The organism is Nocardiopsis sp. NPDC057823 (assembly GCF_042797335.1).
GTDB lineage: Bacteria > Actinomycetota > Actinomycetes > Streptosporangiales > Streptosporangiaceae > Nocardiopsis > Nocardiopsis changdeensis.
The window spans coordinates 268954-285638 of the sequence record NZ_JBHVLR010000002.1 but is presented as its reverse complement, the minus strand read 5'-3'; the positions used below and the strand labels follow the sequence as shown (position 1 = coordinate 285638).

Sequence of the window (16685 nt, the reverse complement as noted above, 5' to 3'; positions counted from 1 at the left end):
GCGAACACCTTGGGGACTACACGTAAGGCGGGAACGCACATGAGCACCAGCGCTCGACGACAGGAAGCCAGCGCGGCACTCCAGCGGGAGTGGGAGACCGACCCCCGGTGGGCCGGGATCGAGCGCACCTACTCCGCCGACCAGGTGATCAAGCTCCGCGGTTCGGTCACCGAGGAGCACACGCTGGCCCGCCTCGGTGCCGAGCGCCTGTGGAACCTGCTGCACACCGAGGACTACGTCAACAGCCTCGGCGCCCTCACCGGCAACCAGGCGGTCCAGCAGGTCCGCGCCGGCCTCAAGGCCATCTACCTCTCCGGGTGGCAGGTCGCGGCCGACGCCAACCTGTCGGGCAACACCTACCCGGACCAGAGCCTCTACCCGGCCAACTCCGTCCCGGCCGTCGTCCGCCGCATCAACAACGCCCTGATGCGCGCCGACCAGATCACCTGGGCCGAGGGTGACGACAGCGCCCCGCACTGGCTCGCCCCGATCGTCGCCGACGCCGAGGCCGGCTTCGGCGGCGTCCTGAACGCCTACGAGCTCATGCGCGGCATGATCGCCTCCGGCGCGGCGGGCGTCCACTGGGAGGACCAGCTGGCCTCCGAGAAGAAGTGCGGCCACCTGGGCGGCAAGGTCCTCATCCCCACGGGCCAGCACGTCAAGACGCTGAACGCCGCGCGCCTGGCCGCCGACGTCGCCGGCGTCCCCTCGCTGGTCATCGCCCGCACCGACGCGCAGGCCGCCACGCTGATCACCAGCGACATCGACGAGCGCGACCAGCCCTTCGTCACCGGCGAGCGCACCGCCGAGGGCTTCTACCGCTTCCGCAACGGCGTCGACGCCTGCGTCGCCCGCGGCCTGGCCTACGCCCCGCACTCCGACCTGCTCTGGATGGAGACCGCGACCCCGGACCTGGAGGTCGCCCGCAACTTCGCCGAGCGCATCAAGGCCGAGTACCCGGACCAGATGCTGGCCTACAACTGCTCGCCGTCCTTCAACTGGAAGCGGCACCTGGACGACGCGACCATCGCGAAGTTCCAGCGCGAGCTGGGGCACATGGGCTACAAGTTCCAGTTCATCACCCTGGCGGGCTTCCACTCGCTCAACTACTCGATGTTCAACCTGGCCAAGGGCTACGCCCGGAACGGGATGACCTCGTACGTCGAGCTGCAGGAGGCCGAGTTCGCGGCGGAGGCCGAGGGCTACACCGCGACCCGCCACCAGCGCGAGGTCGGCACCGGCTACTTCGACACCATCAGCACGACCATCTCCCCCGAGGCCAGCACCACGGCTCTCACCGGCTCCACCGAGGAAGACCAGTTCTCAGCGGCTCACTGACCCTGGTCTTCCGTTCCCCGGCGGTCGTCCCTCCCCGCTTTCGTGGCTGGGGGGGGGCGGGACGACCGCCACCCCCTAGCCGTCGGCCATGCGCGCTCCGTGTCACACGCGCATGGCCGGCGGCTTGTCGGCGGCCGCCTCCCATCCCCTGGAGGCGGCCGCCGGAGCGTGTCCGGGACCCGGCCGCGGGACCGGTGGCCGGACACGGCCGCGTTCCCGGCCCGGCGGGGTCCCCGCCCCTAGGCTGAACAACGCACGGGCCGGCCCCGGCCCGGCGGAGGAGATGCGGAGGGACCCGTGACACTTCCCGACACCCCGCGCCCGTGGTGGGCGTCGCTGCGCGCGCTGCTGGCCGCTCTGACCCTGGCCGGCGCCGTGACGCTGGGCGCGACCGCCTGCGACCTCGGCGGCGGAGACGACGATGACGCCGAGCAGGGCCAGGAGGACGGCGACGGCGGCGGCAACGGCGGCGGGGACGACGACGGCGATGACGATGGCGGCAACGACGGGGACGACGGCGACGGGGACGGGGACGACTGACCCGCTCCCCCTGCGCCCGCGCCCCCGCGCCCCGTCCGGCGGGGGCGCGGGGGCCGTGGCGGCCGTCCGCCGCGGGCCGGCGTGCGCCGGAGCCGCGGCCTGCGGACACCGCCGGAGCGCGAGCAGGCGCGCGGGGCGCGTAGATTGCGTTGCGTGAGAGACGAGATCCACTCCGACCGGCGGCCGCCCGAGGACACCCCGGCCGCCGGGGACGCCCGGACACCGGACACCGCGCGCCCGCCCGCCCCCGCCCTGCCGGGGGCGACCACCCTGCGCTGGGAGATCGTGTGCCTGCTGGCGCTGTCGCTGGGCGCCTCGGCGGTGTCGGCGGTCATCTCCTTCCTCGGGGTGCTCACCGCACCCGAGTCCCTGGCCGAGCACACCGCCAGCCTCGTCCGCCCCCAGGCCGACCAGCGGCCGTGGCTGGACCTGTCCTGGCAGCTGTACCGGGTGGCGGTGGGCCTGGCCCCGGTGCTGCTGGCCGGCTACCTGCTGCACCGCTCCGCGGAGTCGATGTGCACCATCGGGTTCGACCTGCGCCGCCCCTGGTTCGACCTGCGGTCGGGCACCGTGCTGGCGGCCCTGATCGGGGTGGGCGGCCTGGCCGTCTACGTGGTCTCGTGGCGGCTGGGCATGACCGTCACCATCGCCCCCAGCGCCCTGGAGGGCAACTGGTGGGACGTCCCCGTGCTCGTCCTCCAGGCGGCCAAGAACGGCATCCTGGAGGAGGTCATCGTCGTCGGCTACCTGCTGCACCGGCTGGGGCAGCTGGGCTGGACGCCCTGGAAGGCGGTGGTCGCCAGCTCGGTGCTGCGGGCCTTCTACCACCTGTACCAGGGCGTGGGCATGTTCTTCGGCAACCTGGTCATGGGCCTGGTCTTCGGCTGGTTCTACCACCGCTACGGCCGGGTGATGCCGCTCGTGGTGGCGCACACCGTCATCGACATCGTGGCGTTCGTCGGCTCGGTGTACCTCGTCGGCCGCCTGGACTGGCTGCCCTCCTAGGCGTCGTCCCGGGCGGCGAGGGCGTCCTCCAGGTAGCGGGGGCGCCCCAGCAGCCAGCCGGAGGCGATGTTGCCCAGGACCAGCACCAGGACCAGCAGCAGCGGCGCGTGCCACCCCCCGGTCAGCTCGTGCAGCAGGCCGAACAGGAAGGGTCCGGCGCCGCCCATGAGGTAGCCCAGGCTCTGGCTGGTGGCCGACAGCGCCGCCGTCCCCTCGCCGGTGCGGGTGCGCAGCGCGAACGAGGTGAGGGCGTAGACGAAGCTGCCCATGCCGATGCCGATCAGGGTGGTCCACGCCCACACGCCGTCCAGCGGCGAGATCCACAGGCCGGCCAGGCCCACCAGGTAGGCCGCCGCGAACATCAGCACGAACGGCCGCTGGTCGCGCACCCGGGTCAGCAGGGTGGGCAGCACCAGGGACATGGGGATGCCCAGCAGGGTCAGGTACGACAGGGCCAGCCCGGCGCTCTGGGCGCTCATGCCCTCGTCGCGCAGCATCTGCGCGTACCAGCCGAACATGATGTAGGCGATCGAGGACTGGGTGCCGAAGTACAGCATCGCCTGGAGCCCGACGCCGGTGGAGAGCACCCGGCGGAAGCCCAGCGCCCGCGCGCCGTCGCCGGGGGCGGGCCGGTGGCGCAGGGTGACCAGCCACGGCAGGGCGGCGACCAGGCCGAACAGGGCGTAGGAGCCCAGGGCGACGCGCCACTGCCCGGTCGACTCGTACATGGGCACGGTGGCGGCCGCGGCGATGGTGGTGCCCAGGGCCAGGGCGGTGGTGTACACGGTGGTCATCAGCCCGACGCGGTGCGGGAAGTGCTGCTTGACCAGGGCGGGGAGGATCACGTTGCCGACCGCGCCGCCGGACAGCGCCAGCACGCTCAGCACGAGGAACAGGACCGGGGAGTCGGCCAGGGCGCGCCCGGCCAGGCCGACGGTGACGGCGGCCAGGGCCAGCAGCAGGAGCAGGTGCGACCCGAGTCGGCGGGACAGGGCGGGGGTGAGCCCGCCGAAGAGGGCGAAGCTCAGCACGGGCAGGGTGGTGAGGACTCCGGCGCCCACGGCGGTCATGCCCAGGCCCGCGGTGACCTCGTCGAGGAGGGGGCCCACACTGGTGATGGCGGTGCGCAGGTTGAGCGCGGCCAGGGCGATGCCGGCGGCGATGAGGAGGAGCGCCCCGGCGCCGGGGCGGCCTGGGGCGTCGGGGGTGGTGTTCAAATCGCTGCTTCGGGGAACGACTCGGGTACTCATGTAGGGCGGCTCACATATTCATAGGATGACCCGATGTACTGCATGAGGATAACGCATTGCCGTCCGAGACCAATTCCCGTACGGGACTGGTCTAAGCTCCGGCTTTAACCGACCCGCACCCGTACGCTGGCCCTGTCATCCGGCGACCCGCCCCTAGGAGGTAAAAGCGTGCCCCTCGCCTCGACACGCCGGACCGGTCTAGTCGACCAGGTCATCAGTCAGTTACGAGCGCAGATCGACTCGGGTGAGTGGGGCATCGGCGACCGCATCCCCACCGAGTCGGAGCTGTCCGAGCAGTTGGAGGTGGGACGCAACACGGTGCGCGAGGCCGTGCGCGCCCTCGCCCACGCCGGCCTGCTGGAGATCCGCCAGGGGGCGGGCACGTTCGTGCGCGCCTCCAGCGAACTCGGCGGGGCCCTGCGCCGCCGCCTGGAGCGCTCGCGCCTGCGCGAGAACCTGGAGGTGCGCCGCGCCCTGGAGGTGGAGGCCGCCCGCCTGGCCGCGCTGCGCCACACCGAGGAGGACATGGCCGACATCGACCGGGCCATGGGCCTGCGCGAGGCGACCTGGCGCGAGCGGAACATGAGCGCGTTCGTGGAGGCCGACTTCGCGTTCCACCGGGCGGTCGTCAACGCCACCCACAACACGCTGCTCATCGACCTCTACGACGACATCGCGCAGGTCGTGCACGCGAGCATCGCGCACACCGCCTACGAGCAGAACCAGAAGGAGGACGTCGAGCCCACCCCCTCGGGCGACGGCATCGACCACTCCAAGCTCACCGAGGCGATCCGCTCCGCCGATCCGGCGGCCGCGGTCCGCGAGGCCACCTGCTACATCGATGAGCTGCTGTCGCTCACCGAGGAGTGAGGCCCCCGCACGCCTCGGCCCCGGTCCCGGGAACGTCCTCCGGGGACCGGGGCCGCGTCGTGTCCGATGGGGCCGAAGTTTTTTGTGGTGCCGGTGGTGCGCACGGTACGTGACGGCGCCCCGGGCCGCGGCGCCCCGGCGGACTCAGTCGCCGTAGGAGTCGCCCACCGCGGGCCGGGAGGGCAGCCGCGATCGGCCCGCCTCGCCCCCGGCGCCGCGGGCCGGGACCTCGCGCCGGGTGCCCAACGCTCGGGGCCGCGCTCCGGCCCGGCGGCCGCGGGCGTCCGCCCCGCCCTCCCAGCCGCTGACCCGGGACGGGTCCAGGCCGAGCAGGTCCAGGGTGCTCTCCCCCGCGCACACGGCGTCGATGATCTCCTGCTCGCGGGTGATGCTGTCCATCGTCTCGGTGATGATGGCGCTGACCTGCCCCCGGGGCAGGCACACCACGCCGTCGTCGTCGGCCACGATCCAGTCGCCCCGGCGCACCGCGAGCGGGACCGGCCCCGCGGCCGTCATGGCGATCGGGTCGCCGACCGAGCCGCCGGCCTCGGGGCGGGCCTCGCGCACCGCGACCCCCGCGCCGAACACGGGCAGCTCGCAGCGGGCGATGGCGGCGACGTCGCGCACGCACCCGTCCAGGACGATGCCGCGCACGCCGCGGGCCCGCGCCGCCACGGCGAGGATCTCGTCGACGTAGCCGTACTCCGACTCCCCGGACACGTCGACGACCAGGGCCGACCCCGGCGGGGCCTGGGCGACGGCCACGTGGATGGCGAGGTTGTCGCCGGGGGTGCAGCGCACCGGGAAGGCGGTCGCCGCGAACGACGCCCCGGGCCAGACGGAGAAGAGGTGCGTACCGAAGGGGCGGCCGCCGCACCTGGCCAAAGCCACAGTCCCCACAGCCGTCAGTGTGTCCGCAAGCGCCACGTCAGCCTCCCACTACACCCGCGCCCGGTGCGGCCGGTTGGAACCGGCCCCTTCCATACTCACGGGTAACTTAAGCGTGATGCAAGGCGTACGGGACGGAAACACGTAAAAATGCTACCGCTGGTTACATTTCGCGCGTCCGACGGCCGCCCCCGGCCGGCCGACCCTAGCCCGGGATCCACTCCAGCTCGCGGTCCCCTCCCCGGCGCTCCTTGCGGACCGACAGGTGATCCCACGTCTCCACGTGGGACACCCCCGGGGTCGAGCGGACGCCCTCCAGCGCCTCCACCAGGCGGCAGCGGTCGGGGGCGGTGAGCGTCCCGACCACGTCGTAGCGGCCGAACCCGCTGGCCAGGAACGACACCCGGGGCATGTTCGCCAGCCCCGTCCCCAGCGCCTCGGCGTCGCCCCGGCAGCGCAGGCCGAACCCCAGCTGCTCGTTGGCGCCCATCGCCGTCGGCTCCACGACCGCGGTCACGTGGATCACCCCCGAGTCGAGCAGGCGCACCACCCGGGAGCGGGCCGCCGCCTGGGACAGCCCCACCTGGCGCGCCAGGTCCGCGTACGAGGCCCGGCCGTCGCGCAGCAGCCTGCGAACCAGCCGCCAGTCCAGGGCGTCCAACTCGACGTCGCGCAGTTCGCGCACGCTGCTGTGGGCGTCCTTGAACACCGACCCGGCCCGGAACACCTCCGCGCCGTCCACCCCCGGCAACGCGCGCAACTCGGCGAGCTCCTTGGTCAGGGCGCCGTCATCGGCCACCCTGACATGGGCGACGGCGGGGAACCTGCCCGCCGTCTGCGCGGCGAAGGTCACCGCCTCGCGCTCCCCCAGAGCGTCCAGCAAGGGTCCCACCGGACCCGTGACACGGAACGACACATGGCCGAGGACCTCCATGCCCACCACACCGGCGTGCAGGACGCCGACGATCCTGATCGCCCCCGACTGGACCAGCTGGCGCACGCGGGCGCGCACCGCCGTACGTGAGAGGCCGACCCCGTCGGCCAGTGCCTGGAACGTCGCTCTGCCGTCCCCCTGCAACGCGCGCATCAGCGCCGCGTCAACCGCATCGAGCACAATGGTGCCTTTCGTTCCCATGACGCCGCCCTTCCCCCGGACGGCGCCCCCTCCTGCGGCCAGATCATCGCAGCTACGGCGCCGCCATCACTACCGATCGAGAAAGAAATCGGCTGATTCACCCCTTTGAACGGCCGGAAGGGTCCGCGCAATGCCCCATCGGCGGCGTCTGCGCCACATAACAGACTTGTATAGAACATCCCTAATGAGGGAGTAGCCGTGCACACAACTCCGACAAAGCGCCACACTGATCACACGTGTCGGCGCGACACCCCCGGGGGCACCCCGCACCCCGTGGCGGAGGCGGCCGGCCCCGACGGCGGACCCCGGTCCGCCCCGGGCCCGCGCGTGGCCCTCCGCGTTCCGTCCCGGAGGCTCCCGCCGGGAGTCGAGGACCCGTTCGGCAGCGGTGCCCGATGACCGCGAACGGTCCGGCGGCGGGGAACAATGGAGAGTACGGGGCCGGAAGGCCGACCCCTGGAGAGGAATCGTCGGTGGCAGCGGAGGACGAGCAACAGGACGGGGCACCCGCGCGCCCGAGCACGGCCGGGGCCCTGCTGTGGACCGCCGCCGCGGTCCCCCTTCCGGGCATCGCCCACCTGCGGATGCGCCGCAGGGTGGCGGGCGGGGTCATCATGGGCCTGTACCTGGCCGGGATCGCGGCCCTGGCGGTGTGGGCGCTGAGCCTGGGGCGCTCCGACGCGGGCACTCTGACGTCCGTGGCGAGCCTGGCCCTGCGCAGCAGCTGGCTGATGACCGCCATGGGCGTCGTGTTCGTCGTGGCGGTGCTGTGGCTGACCGTCATCGTGCACTCGTGGGTCATCACCCGGCCCCCCGGGGCGACCACGGGCGCCCGCCTGCTCAGCGGCGCCGTGGTGGTCCTGCTGTGCCTGACGGTGGCGGCGCCCTCGGCGCTGGCCCTGCACGGCGGGTACACCGCGTACGAGGCGCTCAACAACATCTTCGGCGGCCCCGAGCGGGAGGACCTGCCCCCGCACAACGCCGCCGACCCCTGGGACGGGGCCGACCGGGTCAACGTGCTGCTGATCGGCTCGGACTCGGCGGACAACCGGTACGGCGTCCGCACGGACACGATGATCGTCGCCAGCCTGGACCCCCACACCGGCGAGGCGGTGCTGATCGGCCTGCCCCGCAACCTGGAGAACGTGCACTTCCCCGAGGGCAGTGCGCTGGCCGAGCGCTACCCCGAGCCCTACGGGTTCGACCTGCTCCTCAACGACGTCTACCAGACGGTCGCCGAGGAGCCCGACGAGCTGGCGGTCAACCCGCGCGTGCCCGACCCGTCGGCCGACACCCTCAAGGCCGTCATCGGCTACAACCTGGACCTGGACATCTCCTACTACGCGATGGTCGACATGAGGGGCTTCCAGGACCTCATCGACGCCATCGGCGGGATCCGGGTGAAGATCGAGGAGCCCATCCCCTACGGCGTCCACGGCGGCGTCCTGGAGCCCGGGGTGCGGGTGCTCGACGGCCACGAGGCGCTCTGGTACGGGCGCTCGCGGGTGAACAGCGACGACTACGGCCGGATGGGGCGGCAGGGCTGCCTCATCAAGTACGTGACCGAGCAGGTGGAGCCCACCACCATCCTCACCAGCTACCGGGAGCTGGCCGGCGCCACGCAGCGGACGCTGAGCACCGACATCCCGCAGTCGAAGGTGCCCGCCTTCGTGGAGCTGGCGGACCTGGTGACCGACACCGGCGAGATGAGCACGCTGCAGCTCTCCCCGCCGCAGGTCAACACGGCGAACCCGGACTGGGACGCGATCCGGGCCCTGGTCGCCGAGACGATCTCGGCCGGTGGCCCGGAGGGCGACGAACTGCCCTCCGACGGCCCGAGCCCGTCGGACCCGGCCACCGCGGGCGAGGAGGGTGCCGAGGAGGGCACCGGCGACGACCGCACCGAGTGGCAGGAGTACACCGGCCTGGACGAGCCGTCCCCGGCCGACCCGGGCCGCCAGGTGGGCGAGGAGGCCAGCGACCTCAACGCCCTGTGCCCCTGATCTGAGGACAGTGGAGGGCGCCGAACGGGTTCCGGTCGGCGCCCTCCGGCGTTCACCGCCGGATCGGCGAGGCCGCGGGGGCGGCGGCTGCCCGCTCGGACCCCGCGTGAAACCGCGGACACGCCAGGTGACCGCTGTCGGTCAGCCCGCGGCGGGCCGTTGCCCGCTCCCCCGGTGCGTGTGAACCTGACGCCGTGACCTCCGCTCAGCTTCTGACCCTCGTCGCGTTGGGCGCCTTCCACGGCCTGCACCCGGGCATGGGCTGGATGCTGGCGGTGGCCCGGGGCCTCCAGGAGGGCGGTCGCGGCGCGGTGCTGCGCGCGCTGCCCCCGATCGCCGCAGGCCACGCGGTGAGCGTCGCGGCCGCCGCGGTGGCGATCACCGTCACCGGGTCGGTGACCGCGTCCGTGTTCTTCCCCGTGGTCGGGGGCGGGGTGATCGTGCTGGTGGGACTGGTGATGCTGCTGTGGCGCCGCCACGTCCACCGGATGGAGATCCGGCTGCCGCCCTGGCAGCTGGCGGCCTGGTCGTTCGTCATGGCCTCGGCGCACGGCGCGGGGCTGATGCTCATGCCGGTGCTGGCGGGGCGGACCTCGCACGGCGGCACGGGCCACGGCGGCGGCCACGCCGGCCACGGTGCCGCGGCCCCGGAAGCCGGGGAGCCCGGCGGGGCGGCGGAGGGCACCCGGGCCGCGGAAGCGAACGGGTCGGCGGAGGGTGACCGGACCGCGGAGGCGGACGGGGCAGTGGGACCCGGGGCGGGGATCGTACCGGAGGACGGGGTGTGGGACCTGTGGGACGCGACGCTCACCGGGCTGTTGGCGGCGGGGGTGCACACCGCGGCGATGCTGGTCGCCTGCACCGCGGCGGCGCTGATCGCGCACGATTTCCTCGGGGTCCACGCACTGCGGTGGAAGGGGGTCACCATGGACCGGATCTGGGCGGTGACCCTGCTGGCGGGCGGTCTTCTGGTGCTGTGGTCGGTGCGCTGAGCGCCGCCCCGTCCCGCGTTCCCACGGGTGGGCGACCGACAATGTGGGAAAAATGTCCATTGTGCCGGAAATCTGAGCATCTCCTGGGGAGTTGACCACTCTGGAACCCGCGCCGGGCGGCCACCGCCCGGCACGAGCGAAGGGCACAAGGGGCATGGCACACAGACCCGTACGACGGGAGCGGCGCTGGAACGGCGTCCTCCTGGCCGTGGGCATCCTCGTCATCCTGGCCGCCCTCGCGGCCCTGGGCACCCGCTGGGCCGTACAGCGGGGCGAGATCGCCTTCCCGATCTCCACACCCTGGGGCCCCGAGTGCTCCGTGTGGACCGGCGAGGACACCGTCCGCCTCGAACGCGACCAGGCGCGGCGGGCCACCACCGCCGCCGCGGTCGCCGTCCAGGGCGACGACGCGCCCGTGGAGGCGCCCGACACCGACGACATCCCCGACGCCGTGATGGACGTCCTGACGAACGGCCCCGAGGACGACGCCGGACCCTCGCTGACCTGCCGTTCCGTCAAGAACCGCGACCTGGTCCCGGAACCCGACCTGGAGCCCTCGGGTCTGACGCCCCGGGCGCAGAACCTCAAGGACGGCGTGGAGGAGCACTTCTCCGGCCTCAGCCTGGGCGGCTTCGTGCCCGGCGGCTACAACACCGGCCACGGCGAGCGGTCGGCGCACTACGAGGGGCGGGCGCTGGACATCTTCTACCGCCCGGTCAACGAGGACAACCGGCGCGCGGGCTGGGTCATGGCGCACTGGCTGATCGCGCACGCGCCCGACTACGAGATCGACGTCATCATCTTCGACGACCGCATCTGGAGCACCTACTACCCGTCGCTGGGGTGGCGCGACTACGAGGCCGACCCCGACAACGAGATCCTGCGGCACCTGGACCACGTGCACGTGGACGTGCAGCGCGGCAGCGACCCGGCCGAGGAGCGCTGACCGGGGCCGGGCGGAACGAACGGGGCCGGGCGGGGGACGACTCCCCCGCCCGGCCCCGCCGCCGTCCGGCGGCGCTGCTACCCCTGCGGCTCCTCCAGCCGGAAACCGACCTTGAGGCCCACCTGGAAGTGTGCGATGCGGCCGTCCTCGATGTGGCCGCGGACCTCGGTGACCTCGAACCAGTCGAGCCCGCGCAGCGTGCTCGACGCCCGTTCGATCCCGTTGTGGATCGCCTCGGTGACCCCCTCGGGCGACGTGCCGACGATCTCGGTGACCCGGTAGGTGTGTCCGGACATGTGTGGACCCCCTGACTGATCGGTTGCGCGCGGCCCCGCGGGCCGGCCCCGACCACCTGCCTGCCCACATTCCCCGCCCGTCACACCGGCCCCGTTCGTGCACGCCGCGCGGGGGAAGGGAACGGACGCGGCGCTTGACCCGGTACGGATAAGGACTTTGGACCCTGTTGGGATTTCTGTTACCAAGAGGGCACGGACGTCTCCTCCGTCACGCTCCCAGAGGCCCCACAGAATAGGCATATAAGCCCTGACCTGGGACTTAAGTCCTTCGAGCGCCGGGACTCTCCCGAGACAACGTCGTAACTGACTCTTGACGTACCCCCGGGGGTGGCGGTGTACATTGGGTCTTGGCGCTCCGGTCCCCCGTCGGAGCGCGGGACGATGTTTCGAGCCCCCGTCGAAACATCGCATGCGACGCCGGGTGGTTTGCCCCCGTAGCCACCCGGCGTCGCCTTTTGTCTTTTCCGGCCCGCTTCCCCTAGCCTGCCGTTGCCGCCCGTGGACCGGGCGTCCGTTTTCTTTCTTCCCCGGGGGTGGCGTTGAGTGATTCCGAGCGGGCCGAGGCCGTGATCTGCTCACGGCGCGGCTGCCGTGAAGCGGCGGTGTGGGCCCTGGTCTGGAACAACCCCAAGCTGCACACCCCGGACCGGCGCAAGGTGTGGACCGCCTGCGACGAGCACCGCGCCTACCTGGAGGACTTCCTCCGGCTGCGCGGCTTCCTCCGTGAGACGCTGCCCCTCGACGAGCTGGACGGCTCCGAGGGCTGAGCCCCGGGCCCGGGGCTCGGCGCCCCGGGCCCTGCCCGGATCAGTCGGCGGCCAGCCGCCAGGCGGCGGCGCGCAGGGCGGGGTCGCCCAGCTCCGCGACACGGGTGAGCAGCGCGGGCCAGGGGTCCGCCCAGCCCCGCTCGCGCACGACCCGGCCGACCATTCCCAGAACGGCCCGCCCCACCCGGTCCCGGGCCCGGGGCTCCTCCCGCTCCGCCGCGTCCAGGAGCCGTGCGCAGACCTCGGCGGCGACCCCGTCCGGGACCTCGGTGCCGGTGCGGCCGTCGCGCAGCATCCCCTCGAACACGTTCACCCCGTCTCCCTCCCCTCGCACGCTCAGGCCGCCCGCCCGGAGGTACCGCAGCATCAGCCCGGCGAGCTCCTCCGCGGAGGCCCCTCCATCGGCCCGGACCAGCTCCCGGATCCACCGTACGATCAGCCGCCCCGCCTCCACCCGGTACTCCTCACGGGATTCCAGGGCCTCCAGGACGCCGTGCGGCGGCCTCGTGGCGGGCCGGCCCGCGAGCACCCCGAGCAGGGCGACGAGCCTGCGGTGCGGGGTGTCCTCCCCCCTCGGGACCGCTACGGGCGGAGCGCCCCGCGGGACGAGGGCGAGCAGGCGGCGGACCACCTCGTCCCCGCGGTCGAGGGCGATCCCCCGCCTCCACAGGGCCGCGATCCGCGCGTGGGACCGCTCGAAGGGTCGGTCCATGTCGCAGAGGGCGTCGACGAGCGCGTCGGTGTCCGCGGCCGGCGCCCAGGGCGTCCAGCGGGCGGCCCAGCCGTTGAGCCGCCAGTGGCGCGCGTCCGGGACGGGCAGCGCGTCCACCAGGGACGCCACGGCCTTCCGGTGTTCCGGCGGGCAGGACCGGGGCCCCGGGGCCAGGAGGGCCAGGTGCAGCTCGGTCTCGGTGAAGGACGGGGCGTGCCGGGCCAGCGCCGGGAGCGCCGCCGGGTCGTCCAGGCAGCGGACCAGGGCGCCCACCACCGCGGCGCGCACGTCGCGGTGCAGCCCTTCGGTGTCCAGCGCGCGGACCAGGTACCCGACCGCGCCCGGGGGACGGTGGTGCCCGAGCAGGCGCGCCGCCGTCTTGCGGACGGTGACCTTGGCGGAGCCCGAGAGGGCGCCGGCCAGGGCCGGGCCGAGTTCCGCGGGCGGGGTGGCCTGCGCCTGGCGCGACAGCGCCGGACCGGCGGCCCGCGACTGCGGGCCGTCCGCGCTCCGCAGGATCAGGCCCAGCGTCCGGTCGCCGCTGCGGCCCAGCGCGGACAGCGCGGCCTCGCGCAGGACGATGTCGTCCCCCTCCAGGAAGGGCCGCAGCCGGTGGACCGTGCGGGGCAGGTCGCCCAGGCTCAGCAGCGCCCGCTCCCGGTCGTCGGTCCCGAAGGCCGGATCGGCCGCGACGGCCGCCAGGCGGTCGGCCAGGGCCGAGGTCAGCCGCACGGGCCACCGCGAAGCCGCCCTCCGGTCGGCGTCCGGGATCCAGGAGGGGGAGGCGGCCAGGGCCGCCAGGACGTCGGCGGTGGGCCGCGTGCGGACGAGGAGGTGCCGGACGCGCGGCAGCCGGACGGTGTCCGGGGCGGCCTCGACGAGGTCCCGGGCCCGGTCCGCCGCGTCCGGCCCGGACAGGTACAGGAATGCCGCCCGCTCCGCCACGGCCGGATCCTCCGCCTCCAGGACCGCCGAGCGCAGGTGCGCGCCCAGCTCCGGCAGGTTCCGGATACGGCCGCCCAGTTCGTAGGCCGCTTGGACGGTGGGGGCGTGGTCGCCGCGGCCGCGGGCGGCGTCCAGCACCGGGGCCGCCCGCCGGTACAGGTCGGTCTCCAGTCCGGCGGGAAGCACCTGGTCCAGGTGGGGTTCGAGTTCGGGCGCGCCCCCCTTCCGGCGCCCCGCCCACCAGGGCGGGTTGGCGCGGGGGCGCCCCCACGGGCCCAGCCCGTCCGCGCCGAACCGCTCGATCAGGCGGACGTACACGTCCAGGGCCCAGGAGGCGGCGTCCGCGCCGCTGTCCGGGTGGCGCAGCAGGCGGGTCGCGATGTCCCGCAGCGCCCGCCGGCTGTCCGCGCTCGCGTCACGGCTCTGAACGGTGTCGGCGAGCAACCGCCCCAGGGCCGGGAGCGCCTCCCCGAGCAGGGGCGCCGGGAGGCCGGCCACCGAGCGCAGCAGGACCCGGCGCACCGGATCGCGTTCGGCGCGCGCCCGCTCCGCCCGGGTGAGCAGGACGCCCGCGACCAGTCCCGGGTCCCCCGTGCGGCCCGCGGCGGCGACCAGGGCGGCCAGGCCGCGGGCCCGGCGCCCGGCGTCGCCGGAGGCCGCGGCCCGGTCGAGCTCGTCCGCGACCTCGGCGTAGGGCAGGAAGGCCAGGGCGTCCAGGTCCTGGTACGGGTCGCTGTACCGGAGCTGCCACCGCTGGGTCCGGCGGATCTGTTCCAGGACGGTCCGGGCCTCGCGTTCGGCCAGGTCCGCGGGGGCGAGATCGAGGTGGGCCAGGACCGCCGCGTGGGAGAGGTGGTCGCGGCGGGCGAGGAAGCGCTCCAGGTAGGGAGTGCGCACGGCGGGTTCCATGGCGCTCAGGACGACCCGGGCCTGGCCGGACCACTGGCGCATGAGGCGCAGCAGGGACCGGACCCTGCGGTCGCCGTAGGGCGTCACCGGGTAGCGGGACGGGTAGGAGTGCTCGTCGCCCCCGCTCCGGAGGCGGGCGGCGTGCGGGTAGAGGTTCGGCCGCCACCGTGCGTCCCCGTCGGCGAGTTCGGCGACCGCGGCGGGGCGGACCGGGTCGAGGGCGCTCAGCGCCCTCCGGTCCGGTTCTTCGTCCAGGGCGCGCAGGTACGCGACCAGGGTGTCGGGGTGGCGGCGGGCGAGCCTGCTCCAGGACCGGACCGCGTGGGCGAGGCCGGGCAGGTGGTCGGCGACGGCCCGGGTGGAGCAGGCCGGGAGGAGGGCGGCGGCCTCGGGGGCGCCGTGGTCGCGGCGGACGACGGGCAGCAGCCGGTCGGCCAGGGCCGTGCGGCGGGCGTGGAACAGGGTGCGGTAGAGGGCGCGCCGCAGCCCGGTGGGCGCGTCGCGCAGGACGGGGAGCACCGCCTCGTCCGGGACCGGGAGCGTGCGCACGGCGCGCAGGGCGGCGCGGCGCAGGTCCGGGTGGGGCGAGGCGAGGTGGCGGGCGACCGCGTTCAGGTCGCGGGACACCAGCGCCAGGTGGGAGGCGAACGCCCGTCGGGCGTGCGGGGCGAACCCCGTCACCGGGCCGTCGGCCTCCAGGTCGCGGACGACCGCGGAGAGTTCCGGGGTTCCCGCGTGCCGGCGGGCGAAGTCCGCCAGGGCGCGCATCCGCGCGGCGCAGGAGAGGGGTTCGACGGTGGACAGAAGCTCGTGGGCCGACGCCTGCGCCGGCTCGGTGGGGCTCAAAGGCCCGGGCGGAGACCGCCCTTCCTGATCGTCATGGCGCTCATGATGGGGGACGGGGACCGCATCGCGCAAGTCGCCCGTGTGCGGGGCGCCGTCGGCGGCGGGGCCGTCCCCGGTCAGCCGTCCAGGCGGCGGGCGGCGCGCTCCAGGTCCTCGGGGGTGTCGCAGTCGGCGACGGCGTCCGGGTCCGGAGCCGGGACGAGCCGGGGGCCCAGCGGGCCGAGCAGGCCGTACAGGGAGCGGCCCCCGTAGGCGGCCAGGGCGGCGCGGACGTCGTCGGTGCGCCACACGCCGGTGAGCCACTGCTCGCGCCCGTCCGCGTCGACGAACACGGCGTTCGGTTCGAGCAGGGCCAGGTGCCGCCCGGCCAGGTGGGGCAGGTCGGCGGCGAGCAGCGCGAACCGGTCCGCCCGCACGTGCGGCAGCCCCGCGCGCAGGGCCGGGACCGGGCCCGACCCGGGCGGGTCCTCACGGACGTACAGCGCCCGCGGCGAGTCCCGTTCGGGGCCCACGACGATGGTCCGCCCCTCGGGCGCGTGGTCGCGGACCGCCGCCGCGACGCGCTCCAGGAGGGTGAGCCCGCCGACGGCCAGGCCGGGCTTGTCGACGCCGCCCATGCGGGTACCCGCCCCGCCGGCGAGGATCACCGCGTCCAGAGTGCTCATCCCCCCAGCATGCCCCGCCGCGGTCCCTTCCGCCTCCCCTGTCGTCGGCCCTCTCCTTCGGGCGGGGCTTTGGAACGCACCATCACACGGGCACGACCGGACCGGGAGCCCGCCCCCGGTCCACCGGCCTCGCGGAGCGGGCCCGCCGTCCGGCACGTCACCGGACGGCGGGCCCGTCGCGTCCTTCCTGCTAGAACCGGAGGGCGGGCTGGTCCACGACCCACAGCCACGTCCCGTCCGGCTGGCGCCGGGCGATCTCGACGCTCACGTCGCCGTTGGCCTGCGTGGCCACCGTCAGCGCCAGGTCGCCGCCCACCAGCGCGGGCTGCTGCTTCCCCGGTTCGAGCACCGGCGCCGCGGCGGCGAACTGCTCGAACACCGCGCGGATCTGCTCGTGGCCGGTGGCCAGGCTGCCCGGGGGGAACGCCAGCACGGCGTCCGGCTCGTACAACGCCACCAATCCGTCGACGTCGCCCGCGTTGCCGCGCTCGATGAAGTACCTGCCCAGGTCGTTCGGCTCGGTGGCCGCTCTCTTGTTCGTCATACCGACCAGCCTTCCGGGAAAACACGACATCCTC

The 16685-nt window shown here is 74.3% G+C and carries 15 protein-coding genes; 8 read left to right on the top strand and 7 right to left on the bottom strand.

Features of this window, described 5'->3' with window-relative positions; translation table 11 throughout:
* The first annotated feature begins 39 nt into the window (after positions 1-39).
* The 3 genes from aceA (at position 40) to ACFVNO_RS05565 (ending at position 2883) form a co-directional block, all read left to right on the top strand.
* Positions 40-1338, top strand: a complete 1299-nt coding sequence (gene aceA, locus ACFVNO_RS05575; protein WP_220562192.1) for an isocitrate lyase — start codon at positions 40-42, stop codon at positions 1336-1338.
* Between the two features lie 297 nt (positions 1339-1635).
* A complete protein-coding gene (locus tag ACFVNO_RS05570; protein WP_378889630.1) occupies positions 1636-1878 on the top strand; it encodes a hypothetical protein in 243 nt (80 codons plus the stop codon).
* A 153-nt stretch (positions 1879-2031) separates the two neighbouring features.
* The gene (locus ACFVNO_RS05565) at positions 2032-2883 is read left to right on the top strand and encodes a CPBP family intramembrane glutamic endopeptidase (RefSeq protein WP_378889627.1); all 852 of its coding nucleotides are present in this window, start codon (positions 2032-2034) and stop codon (positions 2881-2883) included.
* On the opposite strand, the gene ACFVNO_RS05560 is transcribed toward ACFVNO_RS05565, so the two are convergent.
* On the bottom strand, positions 2880-4133 hold the full coding sequence (locus ACFVNO_RS05560) for a CynX/NimT family MFS transporter (protein ID WP_378889624.1): 1254 nt from the start codon (positions 4131-4133) through the stop codon (positions 2880-2882). The two genes, ACFVNO_RS05565 and ACFVNO_RS05560, sit on opposite strands and share 4 nt — an antisense overlap.
* A gap of 168 nt (positions 4134-4301) precedes the next feature.
* Between ACFVNO_RS05560 and ACFVNO_RS05555 the strand changes: the two genes are divergently transcribed.
* On the top strand, positions 4302-5003 hold the full coding sequence (locus ACFVNO_RS05555) for a FadR/GntR family transcriptional regulator (RefSeq protein ID WP_355255392.1): 702 nt from the start codon (positions 4302-4304) through the stop codon (positions 5001-5003).
* Between the two features lie 144 nt (positions 5004-5147).
* Here the strand turns inward: ACFVNO_RS05555 and ACFVNO_RS05550 are convergent, their stop codons facing one another.
* Together ACFVNO_RS05550 and ACFVNO_RS05545 are read right to left on the bottom strand one after the other, a co-directional pair.
* Positions 5148-5903 carry an RraA family protein gene (locus ACFVNO_RS05550; RefSeq protein ID WP_355255395.1) on the bottom strand — a complete coding sequence of 252 codons (756 nt, stop codon included), beginning with the start codon at positions 5901-5903 and terminating at the stop codon, positions 5148-5150.
* A 193-nt stretch (positions 5904-6096) separates the two neighbouring features.
* On the bottom strand, positions 6097-7005 hold the full coding sequence (locus tag ACFVNO_RS05545) for an Lrp/AsnC family transcriptional regulator (RefSeq protein WP_355255398.1): 909 nt from the start codon (positions 7003-7005) through the stop codon (positions 6097-6099).
* A 494-nt stretch (positions 7006-7499) separates the two neighbouring features.
* Here ACFVNO_RS05545 and ACFVNO_RS05540 point away from each other — a divergent pair, with 494 nt between their 5' ends.
* The 3 genes from ACFVNO_RS05540 (at position 7500) to ACFVNO_RS05530 (ending at position 10967) form a co-directional block, all read left to right on the top strand.
* The gene (locus ACFVNO_RS05540; protein ID WP_355255401.1) at positions 7500-9029 is read left to right on the top strand and encodes an LCP family protein; all 1530 of its coding nucleotides are present in this window, start codon (positions 7500-7502) and stop codon (positions 9027-9029) included.
* Positions 9030-9223: 194 nt separating this feature from the next.
* A complete protein-coding gene (locus ACFVNO_RS05535) occupies positions 9224-10021 on the top strand; it encodes a cell wall anchor protein (RefSeq protein WP_378889618.1) in 798 nt (265 codons plus the stop codon).
* A gap of 154 nt (positions 10022-10175) precedes the next feature.
* Positions 10176-10967, top strand: a complete 792-nt coding sequence (locus tag ACFVNO_RS05530; protein ID WP_355255407.1) for a hypothetical protein — start codon at positions 10176-10178, stop codon at positions 10965-10967.
* Between the two features lie 77 nt (positions 10968-11044).
* Here the strand turns inward: ACFVNO_RS05530 and ACFVNO_RS05525 are convergent, their stop codons facing one another.
* Positions 11045-11263, bottom strand: a complete 219-nt coding sequence (locus ACFVNO_RS05525; protein ID WP_355255410.1) for a dodecin — start codon at positions 11261-11263, stop codon at positions 11045-11047.
* A gap of 539 nt (positions 11264-11802) precedes the next feature.
* Here ACFVNO_RS05525 and ACFVNO_RS05520 point away from each other — a divergent pair.
* On the top strand, positions 11803-12030 hold the full coding sequence (locus ACFVNO_RS05520) for a hypothetical protein (RefSeq protein WP_355255413.1): 228 nt from the start codon (positions 11803-11805) through the stop codon (positions 12028-12030).
* Between the two features lie 40 nt (positions 12031-12070).
* On the opposite strand, the gene ACFVNO_RS05515 is transcribed toward ACFVNO_RS05520, so the two are convergent.
* The 3 genes from ACFVNO_RS05515 to ACFVNO_RS05505 form a co-directional block, all read right to left on the bottom strand.
* Positions 12071-15442: a HEAT repeat domain-containing protein gene (locus ACFVNO_RS05515; RefSeq protein WP_378889614.1), complete on the bottom strand. Its 3372-nt coding sequence runs from the start codon at positions 15440-15442 to the stop codon at positions 12071-12073.
* 116 nt (positions 15443-15558) lie between these two features.
* Positions 15559-16107 (bottom strand): molybdenum cofactor guanylyltransferase, encoded by a 549-nt coding sequence (locus ACFVNO_RS05510; protein ID WP_355255419.1) that lies wholly within the window; start codon positions 16105-16107, stop codon positions 15559-15561.
* Positions 16108-16297: 190 nt separating this feature from the next.
* Complete coding sequence (locus ACFVNO_RS05505) at positions 16298-16651, bottom strand: nuclear transport factor 2 family protein (protein WP_355255422.1); 354 nt, start codon at positions 16649-16651, stop codon at positions 16298-16300.
* Positions 16652-16685: the final 34 nt, after the last annotated feature.